This window comes from Demequina pilifera (assembly GCF_048814985.1).
GTDB lineage: Bacteria > Actinomycetota > Actinomycetes > Actinomycetales > Demequinaceae > Demequina.
Genome location: NZ_JBMDTW010000005.1, coordinates 193,966 through 220,465 on the forward strand (window position 1 = coordinate 193,966; position 26,500 = coordinate 220,465).

General features: G+C 69.2%; 29 protein-coding genes and 3 tRNA genes. 20 read left to right on the forward strand and 12 right to left on the reverse strand.

The features are described 5' to 3' along the window. Window positions 1-133 precede the first annotated feature (133 nt). From ACNI14_RS10790 to purM, 6 genes are all read left to right on the forward strand, one after another. Window positions 134-1,528, forward strand: coding sequence for an ABC transporter substrate-binding protein (locus tag ACNI14_RS10790; protein ID WP_420520034.1), 1,395 nt, complete (start codon window positions 134-136; stop codon window positions 1,526-1,528). Window positions 1,529-1,616: 88 nt separating this feature from the next. Next, the gene (locus tag ACNI14_RS10795; protein ID WP_420520035.1) at window positions 1,617-2,690 is read left to right on the forward strand and encodes a carbohydrate ABC transporter permease; all 1,074 of its coding nucleotides are present in this window, start codon (window positions 1,617-1,619) and stop codon (window positions 2,688-2,690) included. Then, window positions 2,690-3,637, forward strand: coding sequence for a carbohydrate ABC transporter permease (locus tag ACNI14_RS10800; protein ID WP_420520036.1), 948 nt, complete (start codon window positions 2,690-2,692; stop codon window positions 3,635-3,637). The genes ACNI14_RS10795 and ACNI14_RS10800 overlap by 1 nt, the downstream gene beginning before the upstream one ends. An 83-nt stretch (window positions 3,638-3,720) precedes the next feature. Beyond that, on the forward strand, window positions 3,721-4,137 hold the full coding sequence (locus ACNI14_RS10805) for a hypothetical protein (protein WP_420520037.1): 417 nt from the start codon (window positions 3,721-3,723) through the stop codon (window positions 4,135-4,137). Then, entirely contained in the window at window positions 4,137-5,612 is a 1,476-nt protein-coding gene (purF, locus tag ACNI14_RS10810) for an amidophosphoribosyltransferase (protein WP_420520038.1), read from the forward strand. The genes ACNI14_RS10805 and purF overlap by 1 nt, the downstream gene beginning before the upstream one ends. Then, complete coding sequence (purM, locus tag ACNI14_RS10815) at window positions 5,609-6,724, forward strand: phosphoribosylformylglycinamidine cyclo-ligase (RefSeq protein WP_420520039.1); 1,116 nt, start codon at window positions 5,609-5,611, stop codon at window positions 6,722-6,724. Before purF ends, purM begins: the two co-directional genes overlap by 4 nt. Before the next feature lie 122 nt (window positions 6,725-6,846). Here purM and ACNI14_RS10820 read toward each other — a convergent pair whose 3' ends face one another. Both ACNI14_RS10820 and ACNI14_RS10825 read right to left on the reverse strand, forming a co-directional pair. Then, window positions 6,847-7,767, reverse strand: coding sequence for a type IV toxin-antitoxin system AbiEi family antitoxin domain-containing protein (locus ACNI14_RS10820; RefSeq protein WP_420520040.1), 921 nt, complete (start codon window positions 7,765-7,767; stop codon window positions 6,847-6,849). A 278-nt stretch (window positions 7,768-8,045) separates the two neighbouring features. Beyond that, window positions 8,046-8,240, reverse strand: coding sequence for a DUF3073 family protein (locus ACNI14_RS10825; protein ID WP_420520041.1), 195 nt, complete (start codon window positions 8,238-8,240; stop codon window positions 8,046-8,048). A gap of 224 nt (window positions 8,241-8,464) precedes the next feature. Between ACNI14_RS10825 and ACNI14_RS10830 the strand changes: the two genes are divergently transcribed. The 3 genes from ACNI14_RS10830 (at window position 8,465) to ACNI14_RS10840 (ending at window position 10,312) form a co-directional block, all read left to right on the forward strand. Continuing rightward, window positions 8,465-8,668: a BldC family transcriptional regulator gene (locus ACNI14_RS10830; RefSeq protein WP_420520042.1), complete on the forward strand. Its 204-nt coding sequence runs from the start codon at window positions 8,465-8,467 to the stop codon at window positions 8,666-8,668. A 154-nt stretch (window positions 8,669-8,822) separates the two neighbouring features. Continuing rightward, complete coding sequence (locus ACNI14_RS10835; RefSeq protein WP_420520043.1) at window positions 8,823-9,374, forward strand: methylated-DNA--[protein]-cysteine S-methyltransferase; 552 nt, start codon at window positions 8,823-8,825, stop codon at window positions 9,372-9,374. Next, complete coding sequence (locus ACNI14_RS10840) at window positions 9,371-10,312, forward strand: DMT family transporter (protein ID WP_420520044.1); 942 nt, start codon at window positions 9,371-9,373, stop codon at window positions 10,310-10,312. The genes ACNI14_RS10835 and ACNI14_RS10840 overlap by 4 nt, the downstream gene beginning before the upstream one ends. Window positions 10,313-10,348: 36 nt before the next feature. Here the strand turns inward: ACNI14_RS10840 and ACNI14_RS10845 are convergent, their stop codons facing one another. From ACNI14_RS10845 to ACNI14_RS10860, 4 genes are all read right to left on the reverse strand, one after another. After that, the gene (locus tag ACNI14_RS10845) at window positions 10,349-10,723 is read right to left on the reverse strand and encodes a phage holin family protein (RefSeq protein ID WP_420520046.1); all 375 of its coding nucleotides are present in this window, start codon (window positions 10,721-10,723) and stop codon (window positions 10,349-10,351) included. A gap of 141 nt (window positions 10,724-10,864) precedes the next feature. Continuing rightward, window positions 10,865-10,937: transfer RNA gene (locus ACNI14_RS10850), tRNA-Phe, on the reverse strand. Window positions 10,938-10,996: 59 nt separating this feature from the next. Beyond that, window positions 10,997-11,070 (reverse strand) — tRNA-Asp (locus tag ACNI14_RS10855). A gap of 61 nt (window positions 11,071-11,131) precedes the next feature. Then, window positions 11,132-11,204 (reverse strand) — tRNA-Glu (locus ACNI14_RS10860). Between the two features lie 286 nt (window positions 11,205-11,490). Here ACNI14_RS10860 and ACNI14_RS10865 point away from each other — a divergent pair. Continuing rightward, window positions 11,491-11,844: a metallopeptidase family protein gene (locus tag ACNI14_RS10865; RefSeq protein ID WP_420520047.1), complete on the forward strand. Its 354-nt coding sequence runs from the start codon at window positions 11,491-11,493 to the stop codon at window positions 11,842-11,844. Between the two features lie 12 nt (window positions 11,845-11,856). On the opposite strand, the gene ACNI14_RS10870 is transcribed toward ACNI14_RS10865, so the two are convergent. Then, window positions 11,857-12,090, reverse strand: coding sequence for a hypothetical protein (locus ACNI14_RS10870; RefSeq protein WP_420520048.1), 234 nt, complete (start codon window positions 12,088-12,090; stop codon window positions 11,857-11,859). Between the two features lie 46 nt (window positions 12,091-12,136). Between ACNI14_RS10870 and ACNI14_RS10875 the strand changes: the two genes are divergently transcribed. Next, window positions 12,137-12,529 carry a RidA family protein gene (locus ACNI14_RS10875; RefSeq protein WP_420520049.1) on the forward strand — a complete coding sequence of 131 codons (393 nt, stop codon included), beginning with the start codon at window positions 12,137-12,139 and terminating at the stop codon, window positions 12,527-12,529. Window positions 12,530-12,540: 11 nt separating this feature from the next. On the opposite strand, the gene ACNI14_RS10880 is transcribed toward ACNI14_RS10875, so the two are convergent. Genes ACNI14_RS10880 through galK form a run of 4 tightly spaced genes read right to left on the reverse strand, consistent with a single transcriptional unit; the run spans window position 12,541 to window position 16,973 of the window. Continuing rightward, window positions 12,541-13,743, reverse strand: a complete 1,203-nt coding sequence (locus ACNI14_RS10880; RefSeq protein ID WP_420520050.1) for a kynureninase — start codon at window positions 13,741-13,743, stop codon at window positions 12,541-12,543. A 26-nt stretch (window positions 13,744-13,769) separates the two neighbouring features. Then, window positions 13,770-14,756: a UDP-glucose 4-epimerase GalE gene (galE, locus tag ACNI14_RS10885; protein ID WP_420520051.1), complete on the reverse strand. Its 987-nt coding sequence runs from the start codon at window positions 14,754-14,756 to the stop codon at window positions 13,770-13,772. A gap of 51 nt (window positions 14,757-14,807) precedes the next feature. Then, on the reverse strand, window positions 14,808-15,782 hold the full coding sequence (galE, locus tag ACNI14_RS10890) for a UDP-glucose 4-epimerase GalE (RefSeq protein ID WP_420520052.1): 975 nt from the start codon (window positions 15,780-15,782) through the stop codon (window positions 14,808-14,810). 30 nt (window positions 15,783-15,812) lie between these two features. Then, complete coding sequence (gene galK, locus ACNI14_RS10895) at window positions 15,813-16,973, reverse strand: galactokinase (protein WP_420520053.1); 1,161 nt, start codon at window positions 16,971-16,973, stop codon at window positions 15,813-15,815. Between the two features lie 231 nt (window positions 16,974-17,204). On the opposite strand from galK, the gene ACNI14_RS10900 reads away from it, so the two are divergent. The 4 genes from ACNI14_RS10900 (at window position 17,205) to mmsB (ending at window position 22,372) form a co-directional block, all read left to right on the forward strand. Beyond that, window positions 17,205-18,179, forward strand: a complete 975-nt coding sequence (locus ACNI14_RS10900) for a LacI family DNA-binding transcriptional regulator (protein WP_420520054.1) — start codon at window positions 17,205-17,207, stop codon at window positions 18,177-18,179. A gap of 174 nt (window positions 18,180-18,353) precedes the next feature. After that, window positions 18,354-19,529: a multiple monosaccharide ABC transporter substrate-binding protein gene (gene chvE, locus ACNI14_RS10905; RefSeq protein ID WP_420520055.1), complete on the forward strand. Its 1,176-nt coding sequence runs from the start codon at window positions 18,354-18,356 to the stop codon at window positions 19,527-19,529. Window positions 19,530-19,619: 90 nt separating this feature from the next. Beyond that, window positions 19,620-21,194: a multiple monosaccharide ABC transporter ATP-binding protein gene (mmsA, locus tag ACNI14_RS10910; protein WP_420520056.1), complete on the forward strand. Its 1,575-nt coding sequence runs from the start codon at window positions 19,620-19,622 to the stop codon at window positions 21,192-21,194. Further along, entirely contained in the window at window positions 21,194-22,372 is a 1,179-nt protein-coding gene (mmsB, locus tag ACNI14_RS10915; RefSeq protein WP_420520057.1) for a multiple monosaccharide ABC transporter permease, read from the forward strand. Before mmsA ends, mmsB begins: the two co-directional genes overlap by 1 nt. An 87-nt stretch (window positions 22,373-22,459) precedes the next feature. On the opposite strand, the gene ACNI14_RS10920 is transcribed toward mmsB, so the two are convergent. Further along, window positions 22,460-23,230: an SDR family NAD(P)-dependent oxidoreductase gene (locus ACNI14_RS10920; RefSeq protein WP_420520058.1), complete on the reverse strand. Its 771-nt coding sequence runs from the start codon at window positions 23,228-23,230 to the stop codon at window positions 22,460-22,462. A gap of 97 nt (window positions 23,231-23,327) precedes the next feature. Here ACNI14_RS10920 and ACNI14_RS10925 point away from each other — a divergent pair, with 97 nt between their 5' ends. The 5 genes from ACNI14_RS10925 (at window position 23,328) to ACNI14_RS10945 (ending at window position 26,485) form a co-directional block, all read left to right on the forward strand. Beyond that, entirely contained in the window at window positions 23,328-23,816 is a 489-nt protein-coding gene (locus ACNI14_RS10925) for a beta-class carbonic anhydrase (RefSeq protein ID WP_420520059.1), read from the forward strand. Window positions 23,817-24,022: 206 nt separating this feature from the next. Then, complete coding sequence (locus ACNI14_RS10930) at window positions 24,023-24,271, forward strand: YkvA family protein (RefSeq protein WP_420520061.1); 249 nt, start codon at window positions 24,023-24,025, stop codon at window positions 24,269-24,271. Window positions 24,272-24,323: 52 nt separating this feature from the next. Next, window positions 24,324-25,058, forward strand: a complete 735-nt coding sequence (locus ACNI14_RS10935) for a flavodoxin family protein (protein WP_420520062.1) — start codon at window positions 24,324-24,326, stop codon at window positions 25,056-25,058. 52 nt (window positions 25,059-25,110) lie between these two features. Next, window positions 25,111-25,611: a GyrI-like domain-containing protein gene (locus ACNI14_RS10940; RefSeq protein ID WP_420520063.1), complete on the forward strand. Its 501-nt coding sequence runs from the start codon at window positions 25,111-25,113 to the stop codon at window positions 25,609-25,611. An 85-nt stretch (window positions 25,612-25,696) separates the two neighbouring features. Continuing rightward, the gene (locus ACNI14_RS10945) at window positions 25,697-26,485 is read left to right on the forward strand and encodes a LamB/YcsF family protein (protein ID WP_420520064.1); all 789 of its coding nucleotides are present in this window, start codon (window positions 25,697-25,699) and stop codon (window positions 26,483-26,485) included. The last annotated feature ends 15 nt before the right edge of the window (window positions 26,486-26,500 follow it).

The following is a 26,500-nucleotide window of genomic DNA, read 5'->3' on the forward strand; positions in this document are numbered from 1 at the left end:
TCCCTGCATAGTGTGGGACCGCAAGCGCTTACGTCGATGTTCGCGCCTCACGCGGACACGAAGCGGCGCTTGGCTCGGGCAGACCCTGCACCCGGTCTGTTGGAGCAGTACTCAACGAGGAGGAGTGTTGCGCATGAGAAGAAGCATCATCGGACCCATCGCGGCCATCGCCGCCGCGGGTCTTGTGCTGGCGGGCTGTTCGTCAGACGGTGACGACGAGCCCGCCGACGACGTCACCACGAGCGCCACGGGCGGCTCCGACGACGGCGGCGGCGGCGATGTCGCCGCCGGCTGCGAGGACTACGCCGACTACGGAACCCACGAAGGCGCGGCGGTCGAGCTCTACGGCACCATCTCCGGCGTCGAGGCAGACCAGCTTGCGGAGTCGATCGTCCCGTTCGAGGACTGCACGGGGATCGACGTCACCTACAACGGCTCGGACGAGTTCGAGACCGAGATCAACATTCGCGTGGAGGGCGGCAACGCCCCCGACCTCGCGATCGTCCCCCAGCCCGGGCTGCTGCAGCGCGTGGTCGGCACCGGAGCGGTGGTCGCGGCCCCCGAGGCCGTCGCCGCGAACGTCGACGAGTTCTGGTCCGAGGACTGGAAGAACTACGGCACCGTCGGCACCACGTTCTATGCGGCGCCGCTGATGGCGTCCGTCAAGGGCTGGGTCTGGTACTCCCCGAGCGAGTTCGAGGAGAAGGGCTACGAGGTTCCCACGACGTGGGACGAGATGATGTCCCTCACCGAGACCATGGCGGAGACCGGCGGCGAGGGCGCCAACTACAAGCCCTGGTGCATCGGCTTCGAGTCGGGCACCGCGACCGGCTGGCCGGGCACGGACTGGATCGAGGACCTCGTCCTGCGTCAGCACGGTCCCGAGGCGTATGACGCCTGGGTGGCCGGCGACCTCGAGTTCACGTCCGACGAGATCAGGCAGTCGTTCGAGTCCTTCGGCGAGATCGCTCTCGACTCGGACTACGTCAACGGCGGGCTCGGTGACTCGGGTTCGATCGTGGACACCGCGTTCCAGGAGGCGGGACTCGAGATCCTCAACGACTCGTGCTCGCTGCACCACCAGGCCTCGTTCTACGAGGCACAGTGGCCCGAGGGCACCAATGTGGCCGAGGACGGCGACATCTGGGCCTTCCTGACGCCCAACATCAATGCGGACGACCCGGCGGCGGTGACCGGCGGCGGCGAGTTCGTGGCGGCGTTCAACGAGGAAGAGCCCACGCAGGCACTGCAGGCCTTCCTCTCGTCCGATACCTGGGCGAACGAGCGCGTCTCCATCGGTGGCGTGATCTCGGCCAACAATGGCCTGGACCCCGCCAACGCATCGAGCCCGATCGGGCAGGAGTCGATCCAGATCCTTCAGGGTGAGGACACGATCTTCCGCTTCGACGCATCGGACCTGATGCCGGCACAGGTGGGTTCCTCGGCCTTCTGGACGAGCATCAACGACTACGTATCGGGCACTCCGCTCGACACGGTGCTGTCGGATATCGACAACGCATGGCCGTGACCCGGCATAGTTGAGCTGGTCGGCTGGGCCCCACGCGACATGCGTGGGGGCCAGCCCGCCCCGCCCTACGACGTGAAAGGAGTCGACGATGACGTCGACTGAGGTGCTCCTGTCCGGGCCTCGCATCCTCCCCGCCTCCGGGCTGGACGGGGACTTCTGGGCCACCCAGAGCTCGAATCTGCTGTTCGGCGCTGTCGCGATCGTGGTCTTCCTGATCATCGTCGTGCTCGTCATGTATGGCGCGGACCTCATCAAGGGCAGGTTCCGCGAGAAGATCACGCTTTTCGTACTGGTATCGCCGGTGCTGATCCTGCTGGGCGTCGGGCTGATCTGGCCCGCGATCGACACCACCTGGCTGTCGTTCAACACCATCAGTGACGCACCGGACCCTGACACCGGCATCTACACCACGACGATGCAGTTCGTGGGGCTCGACAACTACCGCTTCGCGTTCAGCGATCCCGGCACGCTGCGCACCATCCTCAACACGTTCGTGTGGATGATCCTGGTGCCGTTGCTGTCGACCGGATTCGGCCTCGCCTACGCGGTCTTCATCGACCGCGCGAAGGGCGAGAAGGTCCTGAAGTCGCTGGTGTTCATGCCCATGGCCATCTCGCTGGTGGGAGCCTCGGTCATCTGGGGCAACATCATGTACGACTACGACCAGGTGGGGGAGCAGACGGGAATCCTCAACGCCCTCCGCTCGCTCGTGGGACTCGACCCCTACAACTTCCTGGCCGACGATCCGCTCAACACGTTCTGGCTCATCATCATCCTGGTGTGGATCCAGACCGGTTTCGCAATGGTGATCCTGTCTGCCGCCATCAAGGGCGTCCCGGCAGAGATCAACGAAGCGGCCTCGCTCGACGGCGCCAACGCATGGCAGCGGTTCTGGTCGATCACCATGCCGTCGATCCGCAGCACGCTCGTGGTGGTGCTCACCACCATCACGATCATGGCGCTGAAGGTCTACGACATCGTCCGGACCGTCACCCAGGGACGCAACTCCACGGATATCGTCGCGAACCGCATGTACGTGCTGAGCTTCGTCGAGAACCGGGAGTCCCTCGGTGCGGCGCTCGCGGTGATCCTGTTCGTGTTCGTGGTGCCGATCGTGATCTACAACGTCCGCTCGCTCAACAAGGTGAAGGAGAACCGCTGATGAGCACCTCCATGCAGCCTCCTATCCAGCAACCGGTGACGGAGGACAAGGACCGGGCGGGCAAGGCGACGAGCCGCTCCAAGAAGGCCAAGGAGAACCTCACTTCACCGTGGGCCACCGCCGCCGCGATCGTCATCGCCATGGTGTGGACCATCCCCACCATCGCGTTGTTCATGAACGCCCTGGTGCCGGGCGACCGCTACCGCACTGACCCGTGGTGGACGGTCCTCGGAGACGGGGAGCTCACGTTCGAGAACTTCGACTACGTGCTGTTCAACTCGTTCGGGGACAGCTCGACGGCGCCGCCGCTGCTCGCGAACGTGATCAACTCGATCGTCGTCACGGTGCCCTCCGTGGTCTTCCCGGTCGTCCTCGCCATGATGGCCGCGTACGCGTTCGCGTGGATCCCCTTCAAGGGGTCGAACTTCCTGTTCGTGATGATCTTCGCGCTCCAGGTGGTGCCGCTGCAGCTTGCGCTCATCCCGCTGTTGCGCATCCTCGGACCGGAGAACCTGGGGCTCGCCGGAGAGTTCGGGGGAGTGTGGATCGCTCACACGATCTTCGCGCTGCCACTGTGTGTGTTCCTCTTGCACAACTTCGTGTCCCATATCCCGCGCGAGGTCCTCGAGGCCGCGCGCGTGGATGGAGCGAGCCACACGCAGATGTTCTTCCGCATCATCATCCCGCTGTCGCTGCCGGCGATCGCCTCGATCGCGATCTTCCAGTTCCTGTGGGTGTGGAACGACCTGCTGGTGTCCGCGGTGTTCGGAAGCAACAGGACGTACCCGCTGACGTACCCGATCTCGAACCTGGCCGGAGACTACGGCCAGTACGCGTACCTGGTGCCGCCGGCGGCGTTCATCTCGATGATCATTCCGCTCATCGTGTTCTTCTCGCTCCAGCGGTACTTCGTGCGCGGCCTGCTCGCGGGCTCCACCAAGGGCTGATCCGTCACGTGGGGGGCAGGGGGCCGTTGCTCGCGCATCGGCCCCCGTGCCCCACCCCGCAGAGCACGGCCTAGACTGATGCCGTGAGTGACGCCCCACGCCCTCAGACGCCCGAGAATTCGCCCTCGGAAGACGAGTTGCGGCGCACCGCGATGCCCGCTCACCTGCGCCGCGCGCCCCGGTTCGGACGCGTGGTCGGCACCGGTGTGGTGGCGGGTTTCGTGATCGGCGCGCTGTGCGGACTCCTCCTTCCCAACTCCACCGGAGTGGGCCGCGGCGCCGTGGCCGTGCTCGTCGGACTGGGGTTCGCCCTGATCGGCGGCTTCGTCACGGGCCTCATCGCCGTCGGACTCGACCGCGGCACGCCCCGCTATCTCAAGTCCTCGCCCGCCGCAGGCTGGCCGCCCCCCGCCCCGGGGGACTCGGGCACTGAGCCGGCCCGCGCATCGGCCGCAGACTCGCCCTCCGCTCCCACCGCTCAAGACGAGGAGCGCCGCTGATGGCGCGCGGCGACGGGCGCCTCAGCCACGACCTGCTGCCCGGCGAGAAGGGGCCGCAGGACGCGTGCGGCGTGTTCGGCATCTACGCGCCCGACGAAGAGGTCGCGAAGCTCACCTACTTCGGCCTCTACGCGCTGCAGCACCGCGGCCAGGAGTCCGCGGGCATCGCCACGTCCATGGGCGACAAGATCCTGGTCTACAAGGACATGGGGCTCGTGTCGCAGGTGTTCGACGAGCGGGCCCTCGAGGCTCTCCAGGGGCACCTCGCGATCGGCCACGCGCGCTACTCGACGACGGGTGCGTCCGTGTGGGCGAACGCGCAGCCGACGCTGGGCCCCACCCGCTCCGGGACGGTCGCGCTCGGCCACAACGGCAACCTCACGAACACTCCCCAGCTGCTCGAGCTGGTGGGCGAGCGGCTCGGCGCCGATCGTCTCGACGCCATCCGGGCAGCCGGCTTCACCGACACCTCGATCGTGACGGCGCTGCTGGGCTGGGACCGCTACGACACGCTCGCAGAGACCGCACTCGAGCTCATGCCGCACCTCGCGGGCGCGTTCTCCTTGGTCTTCATGGATGAGACCACGCTGTACGCCGCCCGCGATCCACAAGGCGTGCGTCCGCTCGTGCTCGGCAAGCTCCCGTCCGGCGGATACGTCGTCGCCTCCGAGACGGCGGGCCTCGACATCGTGGGCGCCACGTGGGAGCGAGAGGTCGAGCCCGGCGAGTTCCTGACCATCGACGGCGACGGCGTGCGCTCTCAGCGCTTCGCCGAGTCGCGACCCAAGGGCTGCGTCTTCGAGTACGTCTACCTTGCGCGTCCGGACACCGCGATCGCGGGCCGGTCGGTGCACGCCGCTCGCGTGGAGATGGGTCGCCGCCTCGCGCTCGAGCACCCCGTCGAGGCGGACATGGTGATGCCGACGCCCGAATCCGGCACGCCCGCCGCCGTGGGCTATGCGCAGCAGTCCGGCATCCCGTTCGGTCAAGGCCTCACCAAGAACGCGTACGTGGGCCGCACCTTCATCCAACCCTCCCAGACGCTGCGCAAGCTCGGGATCAGGCTCAAGCTCAACCCGCTGCGCGATCAGATCGCCGGCAAGCGGCTGATCGTGGTCGACGATTCGATCGTGCGCGGCAACACCCAGAGCGCGATCGTCGCCATGCTGCGCGAGGCCGGCGCCGCCGAGGTGCACGTGCGCATCTCGTCGCCCCCCGTGCAGTGGCCGTGCTTCTACGGCATCGACTTCGCGACCCGCGAGGAGCTCGCCGCGGTCGGGCACAGCATCGAGGAGATCCGCGAGCAGCTGGGAGCCGACTCGTTGGGCTACATCTCGACCGAGGCGATGATCGAGGCCACCGAGCAGCCCCGCGAGCGCCTGTGCGCCGCGTGCTTCACCGGCGAGTACCCGATCGAGCCGCCTGTCGATGCCCGCCACCAGCTCGCCATTCAGCCCGTGGAGGTCGCCCCGTGACCCAGTCAGCACCCGCCCCGATCACGTACGCCGATTCGGGCGTGGACACCCAGGCCGGCGACAAGGCGGTCGAGCTCATGAAGGAGGCCGTGGCGCGCACGCACGGCCCCGAGGTGCTGGGCGGCGTGGGGGCGTTCGCGGGGCTGTTCGACGCCTCGGCGCTCAAGGACTACCGGCGCCCGCTGCTCGCCTCCTCGACCGACGGCGTGGGCACCAAGATCGTCATCGCGCGCCAATTGGACGTGCACGACACGATCGGCCAGGACCTGGTCGCGATGGTGGTGGACGACATCGTGGTGTGCGGGGCGAAGCCACTGGTCATGACGGATTACATCGCGTGCGGCAGGGTCGAGCCCCAGCGGATCGCGGACATCGTGCGCGGGATCGCGCTCGGGTGCGAGATGGCGGGCACCGCGCTCGTGGGCGGCGAGACCGCCGAGCACCCCGGCGTGATGGAGCCCGAGGACTACGACGTCGCCGGCGCGGCGATCGGCGTGGTCGAGGCCGATGCGCTGCTGGGCTCCGAGCGCGTGCGCTCGGGAGACGTGGTGGTGGCGATGGCGTCATCGGGTCTGCACTCGAACGGCTACTCCCTGGTGCGGCGCGTCGTGGCCCACGCGGGCTGGTCGCTCGACGACCACCTTGACGATCTGGGGCGGACCGTGGGCGAGGAGCTGCTCGAGCCGACCCGCATCTACGCCCAGCTGTGCGTGGGCCTTGCGGAGTCGACCCCGGGGCTGCGCGCGTTCTCGCACGTCACCGGCGGCGGCCTCGCGGCCAATGTGGCTCGGGTCATCCCGCAGGGCCTCGCGGCCACGGTTGCGCGCGATGCGTGGGACCTGCCCGCTGTCTTCGGCCTGGTCCAGGCGGCAGGGTCGGTGCCGTGGAACGATCTCGAGTCCACGCTCAACATGGGCGTGGGCATGGTCGCCATCGTCGCCCCCGACGAGGCCGACGCCCTCATGCGGGCATCGGCCACCGCGGGCGTGGAGGCGTGGGCGCTCGGCGAGATCGTCGAGGACGACGCGCGGCCCGTGGGGCCCGACACCGTTCGCGGTGCCAAGGGCGTCGACGGCGGTGCGGTGCTGCTGAGCGGCTCCTACCGGGCCTGAGCCGGCCCACGGGTCGGCCCGCGCCCGTTCTGCCCGCCCCGCGCCCGCCCCGTGCCCGTGCCGACGGGCCGGACCGACTGAGCCCCCGCATCGACCGTCCTGCTTGCGTGCAGCCCTCGAACTCAGGTGATCCGGCCACTCGGTGCCCCGCGCCGCGCGACCCATGGGTGCCAGCGCCGTCCCTCGGACGTCGGCAGCGGGCCGAGTCCCCGGCGGCGCCGCTCGAGTTGGACTCCTTGGACGACCGTGCTCACGAGCCCCGCGAGGTCGCGCTCGACGTCCTGGCGAGTGAACCGGAGCGCGAGCCGGCCCCCGACCTGCGTGACGCGATCACGCCGGCGGTCATCCCAGAAGGATTTCTCGTTCATGTGGTAGGTCGCACCGTCGACCTCGACCACCACCGCATCGTCCACGACGAAGTCCACGCGCCCCACCCCGGGGAGCTGCGCCTGCGACTGGACGGGCAGCCCCGCGTCGCGCAGCGCCACGCGCACGAAGGTCTCAGGTGGTGACTGGCACGCGGGGTCACAGGCCTCGCGCAGCCACTGCGCGCGACTCGGGGGCGTGATGACGAGCCGGTCCAGGTCGGCGCGCGTCAGGAGGCCCGCGTTCAGGGCGCCGTCGGCAGCGGCGAGCTGGTGGAGGTCCGACAGGCACATCGCCGAGGCGTCGAGCGCGCCCAGCACGGTGCCCGCGTGAGCGACCGGCCCGCGCACCCAGTGCAGACGCACCTCTGAGGAGCGTCGCTGCGCCGGCGTGAGCGATCGTGAGCAGGGGATGGCGAGATGCTTGCGCGAGTCGACCGTCGGGGCGGGCAGGCCCCACGCGCGCAGGGCCGTGACACATGTGCGCCGGCCGCGCCAGGCCGCCTCGAGGTGAACGAGGCGCGGGGTGGCTGGCAGCGCGTACACGCCGCGCGCGACGCGGATCACGTGGGCTGCGTCGAGAGCATGGGCCAGCGCGGCGCGAGACACGCCGAGGGTGCGCAGCTGGGCCCACGTGGCGGCGCCCCCGGCCGCGCTGCATGCCTGCATGGGTGTCATGTCCCCGACTCTGGCGCGGAGCGGGGCCTGGTGGGGGTTTTCCACAGGCCGAATGGGGGCCGACCGCGCCGACGGGCCGGACGAACTCAGATGGCGGGCGGGTCGGCCCGCGTGGGCCAGGGTGCGGGACTCAGTTGATCCGGCCACTCGGTCGCGGCTGGGAGCCGCGCAGGGTGTGCGGTCCCTGCGGTGGGTGCGCGAAGGCCATCGGGCCCGATGCGCGGGCGCGGCAGGAACGCTACTGGAGGAACACTTGACGTCGGTGGTGCGGGCGCGCGTCAGCGCTCGTCGTCGTCAGCCCACTTGTCGTAGGGGTCCTCGGGCTCCTCTGCCTCGGGCGGCGTCACGGGCGCAGGGGCAGGAGAGCCCGAGATCAACTCGCGCTCGAGGTCTCGCAGATCGGCTCCGTGGTTGGAGTACTTGAGCTGACGCGCGATCTTCGCGTCCTTTGCCTTCTGACGGCCGCGCCCCATGTCGCCGTCCCTTCTAAGTCTCGCGGGCGCACTGTGTCGCGGGCCCTGCGGCGTAAGTTCTGAACGTACTTTACAACGCCCACGCACATGGGTGCGAGTCGCCTCAGACGGGAGAGAAGGTGAAAAATCCCGCAAACATCGCCATAATCGATAATGACCAGTATGTTCAGGGTCACCAAGGGGGGGAGCGAGGTCCACATTCGAACTGAGGGAACTACGAGACGATGGCAGATACAGTCCAGGAACCGGAGAAGTTGCTCACGCCCAGTGAGGTCGCCGCGATCTTTCGGGTAGACCCGAAGACCGTCACCCGATGGGCGAAGGTGGGCAAGTTGTCTTCCATCCGGACCCTCGGTGGTCACCGCCGTTTCCGTGAGACAGAGGTTCACGCCCTGCTCGCGGACGCACAGGAGCAGCGCCACCCGTAGGAATCGAAGTTGCACAGACCCTCGCCCCCCTTCATTGGTGGGGCGGGGGTCTTTTCGCTTCGCCGCCACCGTGAGGCGGGTGCCACAGCGCCACGGTCGGCACGGTGCCACCCGCCCCCGTACTGGCCCTGCCCGGCGGGCGTAACCTGTCGCCATGAATGTCGAGCCCCTGGTGAGCTGCGCCCACGAGACTCAGTTCGGCGAGCTTCACGTGCTGGTGACACCCGAGGACGGCGTCGTGCGTGCGGCGGGCTTTCGCCCGCTGCGTGATGTGGCCTCCGGCCTGCGTGCGGATCTCGCCCGGCGCGGATGGCGCGCGGGCGATGCGCCTGACGTCGCGCACGCGGTGGAGCAGTGGCTCGAGGGCGACGCCGATGCGATCACGGCCATCCCCGTGGAGCAGCCGGGTGGTCCGTTCTTCCAGGAGGTGTGGGAGGCGCTGCGGACCGTTCCGGGCGGTGAGGTGGTGTCCTACGGGGAGCTGGCCGAGATGGCGGGGCGGCCGCGGGCGATGCGGGCCGTCGGCACGGCGTGCGCGCGCAACGGGATCGCGCCGTTCGTGCCGTGTCACCGCGTCATCCAATCCGGAGGGCGGCTCGGCAGCTACGGGTTCGGGGGGATGGCGGTGAAGGCCGCCATGCTCGAGCACGAGGGCTTCGCCGTGGCCTCCGCCAGCCCCGACGCGCCCGTGACGGCCGCGAGGTGACCGGCCCGTCCGACGTCCCCTTGCGGGCGTGGCTCCCGTACTTTCTGGGCGTCTCCGCCGCGTGGGGGTCGAGCTTCCTGTTCATCGAGGTGGCGCTCGGTCAGTTCACGCCTATCCAGGTCGCTCTCGGAAGGCTGGCCTGCGGCGCCGCCGTGCTGATCGCGCTGGCCGTGTCCATGCGCGCCGTGCCGCGACTCACCTGGCGGCTGCTGGGCGCGTTGGCGGCGGTCGGCGTGTTCATGTCGGGCCTGCCGTTCATCCTCATCCCGCTCGCGCAGCAGCACGTCACGTCCATCCTGGCGAGCCTTCTCAACGCCGCCACGCCGCTGTGGACCGCCTTGTTCGTGGCGCTGCTGATCCCGTCCGAACGCGTGAACCGCGCGCAGCTGGTCGGCCTCGTGATCGGCGCGCTCGGCATCGCGGTGCTGCTGGGTGCGTGGCGGGTCGACGACTTCCCGGCCCTGGGTGCGGCCTTCATGCTGGGGGCGACCGCCTGCTACGGCATCGGCTCGACGCTGTCCCGCGTGCTGCTGAACCGCATCAAGGCGTCACCGGTGGGCCTGTCGGCGGTGCAGATCACGCTGTCGACGCTCATCATCGCGCCGGCCGCCCTGGCGACCCCCGCACCGGCGGCGAGTGCGTTCGAACTGGGTTCCGTGGCGATGTGGGCGCTGATCGCACTTGGTGTCACGGGGACGTCGTTCGCGTACGTGTGGTTCTGGAAGATCGTGAAGGCGGCGGGAGCGACGACCGCGGCCTCCGTCACCTACGCCGTGCCCGTGATCGCGACGGCGCTGGGCATCCTGGTGCTCGGCGAGCGGCTGCACTGGTACGAGCCGGTGGGGGCGCTGGTGGTGATGGCCGGCGTGTGGCTCGCTCAGCGGCGCCCGCGACCGCGCCCGGAGGTGCTCCCGGAACTCCAGGGCTCCTCGGTCTGACGCGGCCGCGCAGGCGGCCGGGTGACGCGCGCGGCGCTACAGCTGCTTCTTGATCCGCTCGATGGACGCGGTGGGCACCAGGTCCTTGTTCTTCTTGATCTTGCTCGCGCCGACGGCGGCGAAGATCACGATGAACAACAGCAGGATGCCCGCGACGACGAGCGCCGCCGCCCACGGCTCGAGGATGAGAGCGAAGGCGAGAACGGCCGCGGCGATGAGCACCAGGAGCATGAAGAACCCGAGTGCACCGGCGATCGCGAGGAGGGCCGCGCCCTTGCCGAGTTCGCGGCTCTTGACCTTGAGCTCGACCTTGGCGACCTCGACCTCGGTCCGGATCGTCGCGACCCACTTGCCGGCAATGGCGCCGAGGATCGCGTTGACGACCATCTTTCCGAGTTTCGAGTCAGCCATGAGAGCTCCCTTGTTTGCTTGACGTCTAGTACACCGCTTATCGGCTCACCAGTGCAAACGCAGGAGGGGGTGCAGGACTTCCGTGGCGTCCAGGCGTGACATGCAGAAAGCCCCCGCCATCAGGCGAGGGCTTCTCTGAAGTGGCTCCGACCGGCGTCGATCCGGTGACCTTTCGATTTTCAGTCGAACGCTCTACCAACTGAGCTACAGAGCCCCGGGGGCGAACCCCCAGTGAGCACAATGCCCCTTGCGAACAAGGGGCATCGCCACTCGCGACCCTGACGGGACTTGAACCCGCGACCTCCGCCGTGACAGGGCGGCGCGCTAACCAACTGCGCTACAGGGCCTCGTGATCCTCCCGCGAGCAGGAGGACTTATGAAGTGTAGACCATCCCTAGGGATAAGTCGTACCCCCAACGGGATTCGAACCCGTGCTACCGCCGTGAAAGGGCGGCGTCCTAGGCCGCTAGACGATGAGGGCGCCGTCTGACGCGATTCTCATGCGTCATGAACGGTGCCAATGCTACGGCCCGGGGGCAAGATTCGCCAAGTCGCCGCAGGACGAGGCCAGTCGCGCGCGGTCCGTGCCGACCGACGAGGCGGATGAACTGCGAGCCAGGCGCGTGTGGCCCGCCTGACGGCGGCAAGACGCCAGAGTTGGTCCGGCTCGTCGGTCCAGCGCGGCCGATGCGGGGGCCAGGACGGGTGGGCGGGCCTGCTTGGCAGAGGGGCCGATGCGGGGGCGGGCGTGCGCGACAATGGTCGCCATGGTGGAGATGTCCAGCGAGGAGTTCGAGTCCGCGGTCGACGACGCCCTGGACATGATTCCCGAGCGGCTGCTCGACATGGTCGACAACGTGGTGATCCTGGTCGAGGACGAGCCCGAGGGCGACGATCCCGATCTGCTGGGCCTGTACGACGGCGTGGCCCTGACCGAGCGCGGGTCCGAGTGGGGGCTCGGCGAGCTCCCGGACCGCATCTTCATCTTCCGCAATCCCACGCTGCGCGTGTGCGAGGACGCGGATCACGTGCGCGAGGAGGTCGCCGTCACCGTGGTGCACGAGATCGCCCATCACTTCGGCATCGACGACGACCGCCTGCACGAGCTCGGCTGGGGCTGACTCCGCCTCGACCTACTGCTCGTCCTGCTCGACGTCGACGAGGGTCCAGCCCTGGCGCTGGAGGTCGAACACGAACTTCTGGACGACCGCCCGCGACTCCTCGTCGTTCTCGCATTGCTCGTAGCCCACGTGCGGCGGCCGCTCGGGCGCTGCGGTGTCGGTCGTGGTGATCACCAGCGTCGCGTCGTTGTCCTCGAGGTGGAACACCTTGACCTGGGTGCCCTTCGTCATGCTGAACGGTTCCATGCGGCCAGCGTACGGGCCGCGCGGCGCCACCCCTATCGTGGTGCGCATGAGGATCCACCACGGCTCGGGCGGGCCATTCGAGGACATGTACGGATACTCGCGTGCAGTGCGGGTCGGTCCCCACGTGATGGTGGCGGGCACGTGCGCGAGGGATCAGGCGCTCGACGGCGACGCCTACGCCCAGGCGGCCGATGCGCTCGGCACCATCGAGCGCGCGCTCGCCGAGGTGGGGGCGGAGCTGGCGCACGTGGTCCGGACCGTCGCCTACGTCACCGACATCCGCGACATGGAGAAGGTGGCGGCGGCGCATCGGGCCGTGTTCGCCGACGTCCGGCCGGCGGCGACGCTGGTCGAGGTGAGCAGGCTGGCCGACCCGCGGTACCTGGTGGAGATCCAGGCGGACGCGATCGTCACCGACGCGGCGGAGTCGGACGAGTGAGCACGTAGTTCTCAGGCGAGCGCCTGCGCGAGCGCCCGCACCCCTCGATCGACCTCGGCGAACGAGGTGCTGAGCGGTGACAGGCCGATGCGCACGCCGCTCGGGTGCCGGAAGTCGGGGATCACACCCTCGCCCCAGAGTTGCTCGACCGCGCGGCGCGCGTGCGGATGGTCGACGGTGATGTGGCCGCCGCGGCGCTCGGGATCGCGCGGCGACGCGAGGTGCGCGTCGGGGATCAGGTCGTCGATGAGTGCGATCGCGTAGGAGGTCAGCGCGACCGACTTCTCCCTGATCGCCGCGATGCCTGCACGCTCGATGAGCGACAGCATGTCGGCCAGCGGCAGCATGCCGACGATGGGCGGGGTCCCGCTCACGAGCCGGCGTATGCCGGGAGCGGGCGAGTAGGCGGTGGTCATCGCGAACGGTTCGCGGGCTCCCAGCCAGCCGGGAATGGGGTTGCGGAACCGGTGGTGGTGCCGCTCGGCGACGTAGGCCCAGGCCGGGGCTCCCGGGCCCCCGTTCAGGTACTTGTACGAGCACCCGACCGCCATGTCGACTCCCCACGCATCGAGCGCGAGGGGGACCGAGCCGACCGCGTGCGAGCAGTCCCAGATCATGAGCGCCCCGTGCGCCTGCACCGTCTCGGTCACGGCGGCCATGTCCGCCCACCAGCCGCTGCGGTAAGACACCCCGCTGATCAGGGCCGCGATGGTCCGCTCGCTCGTGTGCTGAGCGATGAGCCCTGGCGTCACCCCCGCATCGGCCGGAGCGTCGATCCAGCGAATCGTGAGTCCGTGGTCGTCGGCGAGCCGCTCGACGATGAACCGGTCGGTGGGGAACTCGTCGCGCATGATGAGCAGCTCGTCGCGGCCGGGCCGGGCGTCGATGGACGCCCGCAGCAGCTTGAAGATGAGCACCGTCGTCGAATCGGCCACGATGGTCTGGCCTGCGGCTGCACCGAGACAGGCGGCGCCGATGCGGTCGCCGAGCTCCTCGGCACGCGTCAGCCACCCTTCGTCCCAGCCTCGGATCAGCCGGCCGCCCCAGTTGTCACGCACGAAGTGGGGCACCGACTCCACCGTCGCGAGCAGGGGGCGGCCCAGGGAGTTGCCATCGAGGTACGCGACGAGGTCGTCGCCCGGCACGAACTCGTCGAGAAAGTGCTCGAGCGGGTCGGGAGGCGCCGGCACGGCGTGGGCAGGATGCGCGTTCACGCCGCCAGCCTATTGCGGGGCCGCCGTCAGGTGAGGGCGCCGGCCGAGGGGTGGGCGGCCCACGCGGAGGCCACCATGTCGCGGACGGTGTGCCGCATCTTCCACTCGAGGTCGTACGAGGCGCGCTTTCCGGAGGCGACGATGCGCGCGGGATCGCCCGCCCGCCGTCCCGTGAGCACGGGTTCGACGTCCGTGCCCGCCACGTCGATGCAGGCGTCCACGATCTCGCGCACCGAGGTGCCGGTGCCGGAGCCTAGGTTGTAGACGGTGCGCAGGTCCTCTCCGCGGTCCAGTGCCTGAGCGGCGACGACGTGCGCCGCCGCCACGTCCGCCACATGCACGTAGTCCCGCACGCAGGTGCCGTCAGGGGTGGGGTAGTCGGTGCCGAAGATGCGAGGCGCGTCGCCCCGCGAGATGGCGTCCATCACGAGCGGGAACAGGTTGTGCGGCGACGAGTCGTAGACGCCCGGCGCGCTCGAGCCCACCACGTTGAAGTAGCGCAGAGCCGTGTGACGCAGGTGCCTGCCGACGGATCGCTGCGCCGCGGCCTGCTCGATGATGGCGCGCTCGGCGGCCAGCTTGGACGAGCCATAGGGAGACTCCGGGTGAGTGGGGGTGTCCTCGGTGACCACCTCCGCCTGGGGAGTGCCGTACACGGCCGCGCTCGACGAGAACACGAGCCGGTCGATGCCGAGCTCCTGCATGGCGCCCAGCACCGACACGGTGCCGCCCAGGTTCTGGCGCCAGGTATGCAGCGGCCGCTTGACGGACTCTCCCGCGTACTTGAACGCCGCGAGGTGCACCACTCCCGTGATGTCGTTCTCCTCCATCACGTCGCGCACGTCGTCCTGGTCCGTGATCGACACCCAGCCGAGCGGCACGCTGTCGGGAAGGAACGCGCGACGGCCGGTCGAGAGGTTGTCGAGCGCCACGACGTCGAGACCGGCGTCGACCATCGCGTGCGCCACATGCGCCCCGATGTACCCGGCCCCGCCCGTCACCAACCACGTCATGCGGTCACTGTATGCCGGGCTTCACGCGCTGTCATGCGGATCGCGCATCACTCACGTCTTTGGCGCCGCGGCCCACGCGCTCGCGGCCATCTCGTGGATCGTGTGCGACATCTTCCACTCGATGTCGTCGCCCGCGAGCTCGCCGGTGGCGACGATCCGTGCGGGATCACCCGGCCGGCGGGGCTTCACGACCGGCTCGAGGTCGGAGCCCGCAGCCTCGAGCAGCGAGCCGACGATCTGGCGCACCGAGGTGCCGTCACCCGAGCCCAGGTTGTAGACGGGAGCGAGCGGGCGGCCGGCGTCGAGCATGCGGGCCGCTGCGACGTGCGAGTGCGCGAGGTCCTCGACGTGCACGTAGTCGCGCACGCAGGTGCCGTCCTCCGTGTCGTAGTCCTCGCCGAAGATCATCGGCGGCTGACCCGCCTTGAGGGCGCGGATCACCTTGGGGAACAGGTTGTGCGGGGAGGCGTCGTAGACCTCGTCGGTGCCGGAGCCCACTACGTTGAAGTAGCGCAGGCTCGTGGCGCGCAGCGGCGCGTCGGACTCTGCCGTGGCGCGCACCTGCGCCCGGATCAGCCACTCGGCGACCAGCTTGGACTCGCCGTAGGGAGACTCGGGGGTGGTGGCGGTGTCCTCCGTGACGACCGGGGCGGTCGGCGTGCCGTAGACCCCTGCGGAGGAGGAGAACACCAGCTGCGCGACGCCCGCATCGGCCATCGCGTCGAGCAGCGTGCCGGTGCCCTCGACGTTCTGGCGGTACGTGTGCACCGGGTGCTTGACCGACTCGCCGGCGTACTTGTAGCCGGCGCAGTGGATGACGCCGCGGACGCCGTGCTCGCGCAGCGCCGCCGTGACGGCCGCGGTGTCGAGCACCGTGGCGCGCGCGAATGGCACGCCGTCGGGCACGAACTCCTCGAATCCGCTCGACAGGTCGTCGAGCACCACGGGGTCCATGCCTGCGGCGGCGAGGGCTCGCACCACGTGCGCGCCGATGTATCCGGCTCCGCCGGTGACCATCCAGGCCATGGTGACTCCTTGAGGCTCGTTCAGTGCGGGTCAGGCGTCGCGGCGCGCGCCCTCGGACGGGGTGACGGTGAACAGTTGGGGCTCGCGCATCCCTGCGCTCGCCAATGCCGAGGTGACGGCCGCCTCGATCTCCGCCCGGGCATCGGCCGGAACCAAGGCGATGGCAGAGCCGCCGAACCCCCCACCGGTCATGCGCGCGCCGATGGCGCCGTGCTCGACGGCGGTGGCGCACGCGAGGTCGATCTCGGGGACGGTGATCTCGAAGTCGTCGCGCATGGACGCGTGCGAGGCGTTCAGCAGGTCGCCGATGGCGCGCGGGCCGGATTCGCCGAGCGTGCGGACCGTCTCGAGCACGCGGGCGTTCTCGGTGACGATGTGGCGCACGCGGCGGTAGGTCTCATCGTCCAGGACGGCCGATGCGCGGGTCAGGTCGTCCTCGGACAACTCGCGGAGCGTCGCGACGGCGAGCGCGGCGGCGCCCCTCTCGCACGACTCGCGGCGGTCCCGGTAGCCCCCGGTGGCGTGCTCGTGCTCGACCCGCGAGTCCATCACAAGGATCTCGAGCCCTTCCTCGCGCAGGTGCAGCGCGACGGCCTCCGCCTGCTCGGTGTCGCAGTCGAGGAACACGCCGTGGTCCTCGCGCCCGAGCATCGAGGCGGCCTGGTCGAGCAGCCCGGTGGGCGCGCCCACGGCGCGGTTCTCCGCGATGCGGCCGATGCGGGCGAGGTCCAGGGGGGAGAGGTTCAGCTCCCACAGGTCGTTGAGGGCGACGGCCACAGCGCACTCGATGGCCGCCGAGGATGACAGCCCCGCGCCCACCGGCACGCGCGAGTCGATGAGGAGGTCGAGGCCGGGCGCCTGGGACAGGTCGTGGCCTTGGGTCCCCAGCGCCCACGCGACCCCGAGGACGTATGCGCTCCAGCCCTCCATCGCGGTGGGCGAGAGATCGTCGATCGCGAGGGAGACCTCCTCCTCGGTGAAGGTGGACCTCACGCGCACCACGCGGTCGTCCCGGACTCCCACGGCAGCGACGGTGCGCCGGTCGATCGCGAACGGGAGGACGAAGCCGTGATTGTAGTCAGTGTGCTCACCGATGAGATTGACGCGGCCCGGTGCCGACCACACGCCGTCGGGACGCCGGCCGTAGCGCGCCGCGAAGCCGTCCTGCGCGCCTGTCGCTTGGTCGCTCATGAGCCGCTCCACTCCGTCTGGTGTCGCCGGTGGCCGCCGCCGGACCGGCGGTTCCATGCTAGCCCGGCCCAGGCGGGCGGCACGCGAGTCGCCCGGGAAGGCCGGCGCCGCATCGGTCCTTGTCCGTGGGGGCGCGCGCTGGCGAGCAGCGGCGCTGGGCTCGGTGGCTCTTCCCGCTACAGTGACCCCCAGGAGGATCAAACAGTGGTGAGCAGCGGACGTGGACCGAGCATGCACGACGTTGCCGCGCGCGCGGGCGTGTCCCACCAGACCGTGTCGCGCGTCATCAACGAGTTCCAGGGCATTCGGCCCGCCACGCGGGAGCGTGTGCTCGCCGCGATCGAGGAGCTCGGCTACCACCGCAACCTCTCCGCACGCGCACTGGTGACCGGACGCACCCACACGATCGGCATGATCGGGCCGCTGATTCCGGACATCGGGCCCCTGTCGACCCTGCACGCGATCGAGCGATCGGCGCGCGGCGTCGGCCTGCACACCCTGATGACCAGTGCCGACGCGAACGCCGAGAGCGCGACGGAGGCGGTCGGGTTCCTGTTGGGACGCGGCGTGGATGGCATCGCGCTGGTCGCCCAGCAGCAGGCGATCGCCGATGCAGTGGGCGACATGCGCCTGTCCGTCCCGGTCATCCATCTGCTCACCGGCGGCGAGCCGCGGGGCGAGGCGGCCTCGATCGACCAGCGGGCGGGGGTGCGCCTCGCTCTCGAGCACCTGATCGACCTCGGCCACACTCGGATCCAGCACGTCAGCGGCCCGCCCACGTACACCGAGTCGCAACTGCGCAAGGACGAGTACCTGTCCGTGGTCGCCGAGCGGGAGCTCGCGCCGCTGGAGGTGCTCGACGGCGACTGGACCGCCGACGCCGGCTACGCGGCGGGCGGGCGGCTCGACCCCACCGCGACTGCCGTCTTCTGTGCGAACGATCAGATGGCGTTCGGGCTCATCCACGCGCTCGCCGACGCCGGGAGGACCGTGCCGGGCGACATCTCCGTGGTGGGCTTCGACGACACCTCGGAGGCGCGCCACAGCCTTCCGCCGCTCACCACGGTGCGGCAGGACTTCGTGGCCGTGGGTCACCTTGCGGTCGACCTGATCGTCCAGGCGTTCGACGGCGCCGACACGTCGGGGACCCAGCAGCTCGTGCCGGAACTCGTCGTCAGGCAGACCACCTCACACCCCCAGAGTTAGGTCGAAGGTCCCGGCGCGAGGGCTGCGTCGGGCCTGCTGAACGAGAAACCCGACAAGTGGATGTGAACGACACACAATCGTGACCCGCGGAAATTGACGCTGTCTTGCAAACGCGCTCACAATGAGCAGCACGACGGACGCGCAAGGCTGCGCGCCGGATCTCGAGGAGGAGATATGAAGGGCAAGAAGTTCTTTGCCGCAGCAGCGGGCGCCGCCATGGCGTTCACGCTGGCTGCATGCAGTGGTGAAGGTGCGGGCAGCACCGACGAAGAGCCCACCGATGGTTCGACCGCCGGTGGCGGCGACGCAGTAGCCGAGGGCGGTCTGGTCGGCGTCGCGATGCCCACTCAGACCTCGGAGCGCTGGATCGCCGATGGCGACGCCGTCGAGGCGGGGCTGATGGACCTCGGCTACGAGGTGGACCTTCAGTTCGCCAACGACGACATCCCCACGCAGTCGCAGCAGATCGACCAGATGATCACCAACGGGGTCGAGGCGCTCATCATCGCGGCCATCGACGGCACCGCCCTCAACTCGCAGCTCGAAGCAGCTGCAGCAGCGGGCATCCCGGTCGTCTCGTACGACCGCCTGATCCTGGACTCGGAGAACGTCGACTTCTACGTCACGTTCGACAACTACAACGTGGGCGTCCAGCAGGCGACCTCGCTGCTCGTGGGCCTGGGCCTGCTCAACCAGGATGGCTCTGAAGGCGACGCTGAGGGCCCCTTCAACATCGAGGTGTTCGCGGGCTCGCCCGATGACAACAACGCCACGTTCTTCTGGAACGGCGCGATGGACACCCTCGAGCCCTACATGGCGGACGGCACCCTCACGGTCCCGTCGGAGCAGACCGACTTCGAGCAGGCCGCGATTCTGCGGTGGCAGCAGGAGACCGCTCAGCGCCGCATGGAGGACCTGCTCACCTCGACGTACGTGGGCACCGACCTTGAGATCGACGGCGTGCTGTCGCCCTACGACGGCCTGTCGCGCGGCATCATCACGGCGCTCGAGAGCAACGGCTACGAGGGCACCGTCGCCGACGGCTTCCCCGTCGTGACCGGTCAGGACGCGGAGATCGCGTCGGTCAAGCTGATCTCGGATGGCGTGCAGTTCTCGACCATCTTCAAGGACACCCGCAAGCTGGCGGACCAGGCCGTGACGGCCACGGACGCGTTCCTTGCGGGCGGCGAGCCCGAGGCGAACGACACCGAGACGTACGACAACGGCGTCAAGGTCGTGCCGTCGTACCTGCTCGAGTCCGACATCATCTACCAGGACAACATCCAGGAGCTGCTCGTGGACTCCGGGTACTGGACCGCGGAAGAGGTGGAGTCGGGCACGGCGGAGTAACACCCGCCACCCGCTCGATTCGCGGTGCCGGCTCCTCGGATTCGAGGGGTCGGCACCGCGGCCACCCGCGTCACCCTTGGAGAGGACCCGATGGCTCGCAACATTCTGGAGATGCACAGCATCACCAAGACCTTCCCCGGCGTGAAAGCGCTCTCGGACGTGGAGCTCCACGTCCGCGAGGGCGAGATTCACGCCATCTGCGGCGAGAACGGCGCCGGCAAGTCCACGCTGATGAAGGTGCTGTCGGGTGTGTACCCGTACGGCACGTACGAGGGCGAGATCCACTACGAGGGCAAAGAGGCTCGCTTCCACAGCATCAACGAGTCCGAGGACGCGGGCGTGGTGATCATCCACCAGGAGCTCGCGCTCGTCCCGCACCTCACGGTCGCGGAGAACATCTTTCTCGGCAACGAACGCCGCGGCAAGACCGGCCTCATCGACTGGAACCAGGCGAACCACGAGGCGCTGAGCCTCATGGAGGAGGTGGGGCTCCACGAAAACCCGGTGACCCCCGTGTCGCAGCTGGGAGTCGGCAAGCAGCAGCTCATCGAGATCGCCAAGGCGCTGTCCAAGGACGTGCGTCTGCTGATCCTCGACGAGCCCACTGCGGCGCTCAATGACTCGGACTCGGCGCACCTGCTGGACCTGCTGCGCAAGCTCCAGGGCCGCGGCATCACCTCGATCATGATCTCCCACAAGCTGGGCGAGATCGAGTCGATCGCGGACCGCACCACCATCATCCGTGACGGCGAGACCATCGAGACGCTGGACATGTCCGAGGAGGACTCGACCCAGGACCGCATCATCCGCGGCATGGTCGGCCGCGACCTCGAGCACCGGTATCCGGAGCGGATCGACCACACCATCGGCGACGAGTTGCTCCGTGTCGAGGACTGGACCGTGGAACACCCGACCCAGCCGGGTCGAGTGGTCGTCGACGGCGCGAGCTTCAACGTCCGGGCAGGCGAAGTGGTGGGCATCGCGGGCCTGATGGGCGCCGGCCGCACCGAGCTCGCCATGAGCATCTTCGGCCGCACCTACGGCCGCAATGCCACGGGCACGGTGTACAAGCATGGCGAAGTCATCCACACGCGTACCGTGTCGGAGGCGATCCGCAACGGCATCGCCTACGCGACCGAGGACCGCAAGAAGTATGGCCTCAACCTCATCGAGGACATCCGCCGCAACATCTCGGGCGCCGGGCTGTTCAAGCTGACCAAGCGTGGCTTCGTCAATGGCAACGAGGAGCTGCGGATCGCGGAGCACTATCGCGAGTCCATGAACATCAAAACCCCGTCGGTGATGCAGCGGACGGGCAACCTGTCGGGCGGCAACCAGCAGAAGGTGGTCCTCAGCAAGTGGATGTACACCGATGCTGACGTGATCATCCTCGACGAGCCCACGCGCGGCATCGACGTCGGCGCGAAGTACGAGATCTACACGATCGTCAACAAGCTGGCAGCCGAGGGCAAGGGCGTGATCGTGATCTCGTCCGAGCTTCCCGAACTGCTCGGCACGTGCGATCGCATCTTCACCCTGGCCTTCGGCCGCATCACGGGCGTCACAGACGTCAAGGATGCGACCCCCGAGGGCCTGATGACGCTCATGACCCAGGAACGAGACGCCGAGGCCCCCGCGGGTGCCAGCGCTGAGGAGAAGCACTGATGACCGGGATTGCCAACGTGCGTGAGCTGCTCACGCGCAACCTCCGCCAGAGTGGAATCTACGTCGCCTTCGTGGCGATCATCGCGCTGTTCGCGGTGCTCACCGATGGCACCCTGATCAGCCCGAACAACCTGACGAACATCGTTCTGCAGTACTCGTACATCCTGATCCTGGCGATCGGCATGGTGATCGTCATCATCGGCGGGCACATCGACCTGTCGGTGGGCTCCCTGGTGGCGCTCACGGGCGCGGTGGCCGCCGTCGTCATGATCCGGGGAGGACAACCCTGGTGGGTCGGCGTGCTCGTCGCCCTCGGCGTGGGACTGTTGGCAGGCGCGTGGCAGGGATTCTGGGTGGCCTTCGTGGGCATCCCGGCGTTCATCACGACGCTGGCCGGCATGCTGCTCTTCCGCGGACTGACGTTCCGGGTGCTCGAGAACACGTCGCTGTCCCCGGTGCCGTCGGAGTACTCGACAATCGCGACCGGCTTCCAGAACGGGCTGTTCGGCGGCGCGGGCTACGACCTCTTCACGCTCGTGATCTTCGGTGTGGCCGTCGTGGGCTACGTGGTCGCTGAGATCCGCAAGCGCCGCGCGGCGATCGCCTACAAGCAGACTGTGTCCGCGTCCCCGCTGTTCATTCTCAAGCTCGTCGCGGTCGCGGCCGTCGTGATGTGGTTCGCGTGGCAGCTGGCCAACTACCGCGGACTGCCGAACGTGCTGATCCTGCTCGCGGTGCTGGTGATCATCTACACGATCGTGACCACCCGCACCGTGTTCGGTCGCCACGTGTACGCGATCGGCGGCAACCTCACCGCCGCGACCCTGTCGGGGGTCAAGGTCAAGTGGGTCAACTTCGGCATCATGGTCAACATGGGCGCGCTCGCCGCGGTGGCCGGCGTGGTCTACTCGGCCCGCAGCAACGGCGCCCAGCCGGGCGCCGGCGAGATGTTCGAGCTCGACGCCATCGCCGCCTCGTTCATCGGTGGCGCCGCCGTCACCGGTGGTGTGGGGCGCGTGACGGGCGCGATCGTCGGTGGTCTGATCATGGCGATCATGACCAACGGCATGCAGCTGCTCGGCTACGAGCAGTCGATCCAGAACGTCGTCAAGGGCCTCGTGCTGCTGCTCGCGGTCGCCTTCGACGTGTGGAACAAGCGCCGCGCAGGCGCCCGCTAGTCCGGCGACGCCCCGAACGACCGCATCGGCCCCCCACCTGCTGACAGGTGGGGGGCCGATGCGCGTCCCGGGCGAGTGCGGGGGCCGTTAAGCCAGCGGCACGCCCGTCAGCTTGATGAGCTCGTAGACCAGGGCGGCCCGCGCATCGGTGTCTCGCACCGTGGGGTTCGGCTCGAGCTCCTCGCGCCGCTTGAGGTACCGGCCTGACGCGGTGGCCGCCGGCTCGTCGGAGGTGGCGAGCCAGACCTGGGTCTCGGCGCCGAGCTCCACCGGGTCCCATGCCTCGGGGCCGCCCATGTTGGTGCGGATCCATCCCGGGTCGACCACGTTCACCGCGGATTCCGGGTGCCGGGCCGCGATCTCCATGGCGAGCATCGACAGGTGCATCTTGGAGTCGGAGTAGGCCTGCATGCCGTTCCAGTCTCGCGTGGAGCCCTGGACGTCGTACGGATTCCAGCGGCCGTCCGCCTCGAGCCCGGACGTGAGGTAGATCGCGCGCCGCGGGACGGGCATGAGGGCCGTGAGCAGATAGGGCGCGACCACGTTGACCTGGAAGATGCGCTCGATGCCGTCCGCGGTCACCTCACGCTCGGGCGCGTCGCCGCCGAGCCCGGCGTTGTGGATCACCACGTCGTAGGGCCCCTGCTCATTCGCCGCGGCGGCGAGCGCGGTCGTCTGGTCGACGCTCGCGAGGTCGCCGGTGACGGCGGCGGCAGCTCCGGGGTTGGCGGCGAGCGCGGCTGCGGTCCTGGACTCGTCGCGGCCGTGCAGCACGACCTCGTGGCCCAGGGCGATGAGCTGGCGGGCGCACTCGGCGCCGATGCCTTGGGAGGATCCGGTGATGAAGATGCGTGACATGCGCCCATCGTGGCACGCACGTGGGACGCCGCCGCACCGGTGCACGGTCGCGGATCGGGCAGAATATGCGGTGACCGTCCACCTCGGAGGAGACATCATGAGCATCGCCGACGAACTGATCGCGAACAACGAGAGCTACGCGGAGTCGTACCTGCCCGACCGCCCGCTGCCCCCGCGGCGCAAGCTCGCCGTCGTGGCATGCATGGACTCGCGCCTCGACACGTTCGCGATGCTGGGCCTGGAAGTGGGTGACGCGCACGTGATGAGGAACGCTGGCGGCGTGATCACCGACGACATGATCCGCTCGCTGGTCATCTCTCAGCGCAAGCTCGGCACCCGCGAGATCATCCTCATCCACCACACCGACTGCGGCGCGCTGACGTTCACCGACGACGAGCTGCGCAACGAGCTCCTCGACGAGACCGGCCTCAAGCCCACGTGGTCGCCTGAGTCCTTCAAGGACCTCGACGCGGACCTGCGCCAGTCGATCGCGCGGCTGCGCAACAACCCGTTCCTCGTGGACACGTCCCAGGTGCGTGGCTTCGTGTTCGACGTCCACTCGGGTCTGCTGCGCGAGGTCGTCTGACCGCTCATTCGAACCCGGCCGATGCCGGGGCGGGCGAGCGCTCGCCCGCTCGCCCCGCGCATCGGCCGGCTTGAGGCATGCCGACGGACCGGCCCGACTGAGCGCCGTCGCGGTGCCGCCCGTGCACGGTCCCGCGCCGGGCTCAGTTGTTCCGGCCGCCGTGCACGGCGACTCAGAGTTACCGTAGGAGCACAGGAGGTGCGCCCATGTGGTGGAGGTTCTTCAAGGCCGTGCGTCGCGGCGAGCACAGGCTCTCCCCGATGACGTGGCTGACGGCCATCGGCGTGGTGCTGTACACGATCAGCCCCGTCGACGTCATCCCCGAGCTGTTCTTCGGCCCCGTGGGGTTCATCGACGACCTGGGTCTGTGGGGCGTGTTCGTCATGCTCGCCACCCGCGAGAAGAACGCGTGGGAGGTCGCGCGGCGCGACCGCGCCACCGTGGTCGACGCCTGAGGCGGAATAGAAGGGCGTCAGCCGGTGTGTCACCTTGCAGGAGGTGTCACCCATGTCAGACACGACCACGGATTTCAGCGGCCTCAAGGCCGTCTTCGTCAACTGCACCCTCAAGCCCAGCCCGGCACTGAGCCACACTCAGGGCCTGATGGAGGATGCGATCGCCATCATGGAGGGCCACGGAGTGGAGGTCGATCAGATCCGCCTGGTCGACTTCGATGTCGCCCCCGGGGTCAATCCCGACATGCGCGAGGACGTCCCGGGCGGCAACCAGGCCGCCGATGAGTGGCCTGAGCTCTCCGAGCGGATCCTCGCGGCCGACATCCTGGTGATCGGCACCCCCATCTGGCTGGGCGAGAAGTCGTCGGTGGCGACGCGCCTGATCGAGCGCCTGTACGGGCTCTCGGGCGAGACCAACGACCGCGGCCAGTCCCTGTTCTACGGGCGCACCGGCGGGGTGATCGTCACGGGGAACGAGGACGGCGCCAAGCACATCTCGATGAACCTCATCTACTCGCTGCAGCACCTCGGCTACGCGATCCCGCCCAATGCCGATGCGGCATGGATGGGCGCTGTCGGTCCGGGGCCGTCCTATCTGGACGAGGGCAGCGGCGGGCCCGAGACCGAGTTCACGCAGAAGAACATCACCTTCATGGCGTGGAACCTCATGCACACGGCCGCGTGGCTGAAGGCCTCGGGCGGCTTCCCCGAGGGCGGCAACTCGGTGGAGGCGTGGAGCGCCGGCGAGCACTTTGGGCACCCGAACCCGGAGTACCGCTCGAGCTAGACAACGAGCAAAACCCCTGGTCCTTAGGCTGATGCGGGGATAGCATGGCGTGATGGCCGAGTTCCGGGTCGAGCGCCGCGAGGCCGTCGACTACATCGCACTGCCGGTGCGCACCACGATGGAGGATCTCGCGGCGCGGGTGGGCGAGGCCTTCGGCGAGCTGGACGTCTACCTGGAGCAGCGCGGCGCCGAGACCATCGGCGCGGGGGCGATCCGCTATCGGTCCGTGACGGTCGAGGCGCCGTTCACGGTGGAGGTCGCGCACGCGGTCGCCAATGTCCCGCGGGTGCGCGATCCCTATCTCGTGGGGCGGCTGGACGCCGGGATGTACGCCGTCGCCGAGCAGCGCGGACCGTACTCCTGGATCGGCGGCCTCACCCAGGAGCTGATGTCGTGGGGCGACGCGCAGGGGCTCGACTACGCGGTCGCCCTCGGTGACGGCACGCGGCCCGACGTGTGGGACTGCTGGTTCGAGTACTACCCCGACTCTCCGTCCGAGGGCCCGCAGGGCCTCGAAGGCGGCGTGCAGGTGTGCGTGCTGCTGCGCACCTGAGCCCGGCCGATGCGGGGGTCGCCTGGCGCGCTGACAGCGCCTGGGGTGCGTGGTGCGACGCGGCTGTGCGCGCTACGTTGAGGGCGTGAGCGACGCAACAGTCATCGACCTGAACGCGGACCTGGGCGAGGGGTTCGGGCGTTGGGCGCTGACCGACGACGACGCCCTGCTCGAGTCCGTCACCAGCGCCAACGTCGCCTGCGGCTTCCACGGTGGAGACCCGGCGACCATGCGGCGCGTGTGCCTGCGCGCGGCGCAGCGGGGGGTCGCGATCGGCGCCCAGGTCTCGTACCGGGACCTCGCGGGCTTTGGCCGCAGGGCGATGGACGTGCCCGCGGATGAGCTGGCGGCGGAGGTGGCGTACCAGGTGGGTGCGCTCGAGGTGTTCGCCGCGGCGGCCGGCCCTGGGGTGTCCTATGTCAAGCCGCACGGCGCCCTCTACAACCGCGTGGTGCACGATGCCGCGCAGGCGGCGGCGGTGATCGACGGCGTGCTCATCGCGTGCGAGGCGATGGGTCGGGACCTCACCGTGCTCGGGCTGCCGGGCTCGCGACTGCTCGACGTGGCCGGCGCGGCGGGGCTCCCCACGGTGACGGAGGCCTTCGCCGACCGCTCCTATACGCCCGCGGGCACGCTGGTGCCGCGGGCGGAGCATCGCGCCGTCATCAAGGACCCGGGCGACGTGGTGGCCCGCGCGATCGCCATCGCCGCACGCGTACCCATCGATGCTCACGACGGCTCCTCGCTCACGGTGACGGCGCGTTCGCTGTGTGTGCACGGTGACACCCCCGGTGCGGCGGCGCTCGCGGCGAGGGTGCGGGCAGCCCTCACGGAGGCCGGCGTCCAGGTGCGGTCCTTCGCTGGCGGCCGGTAGCGCGGGTGGATCGCA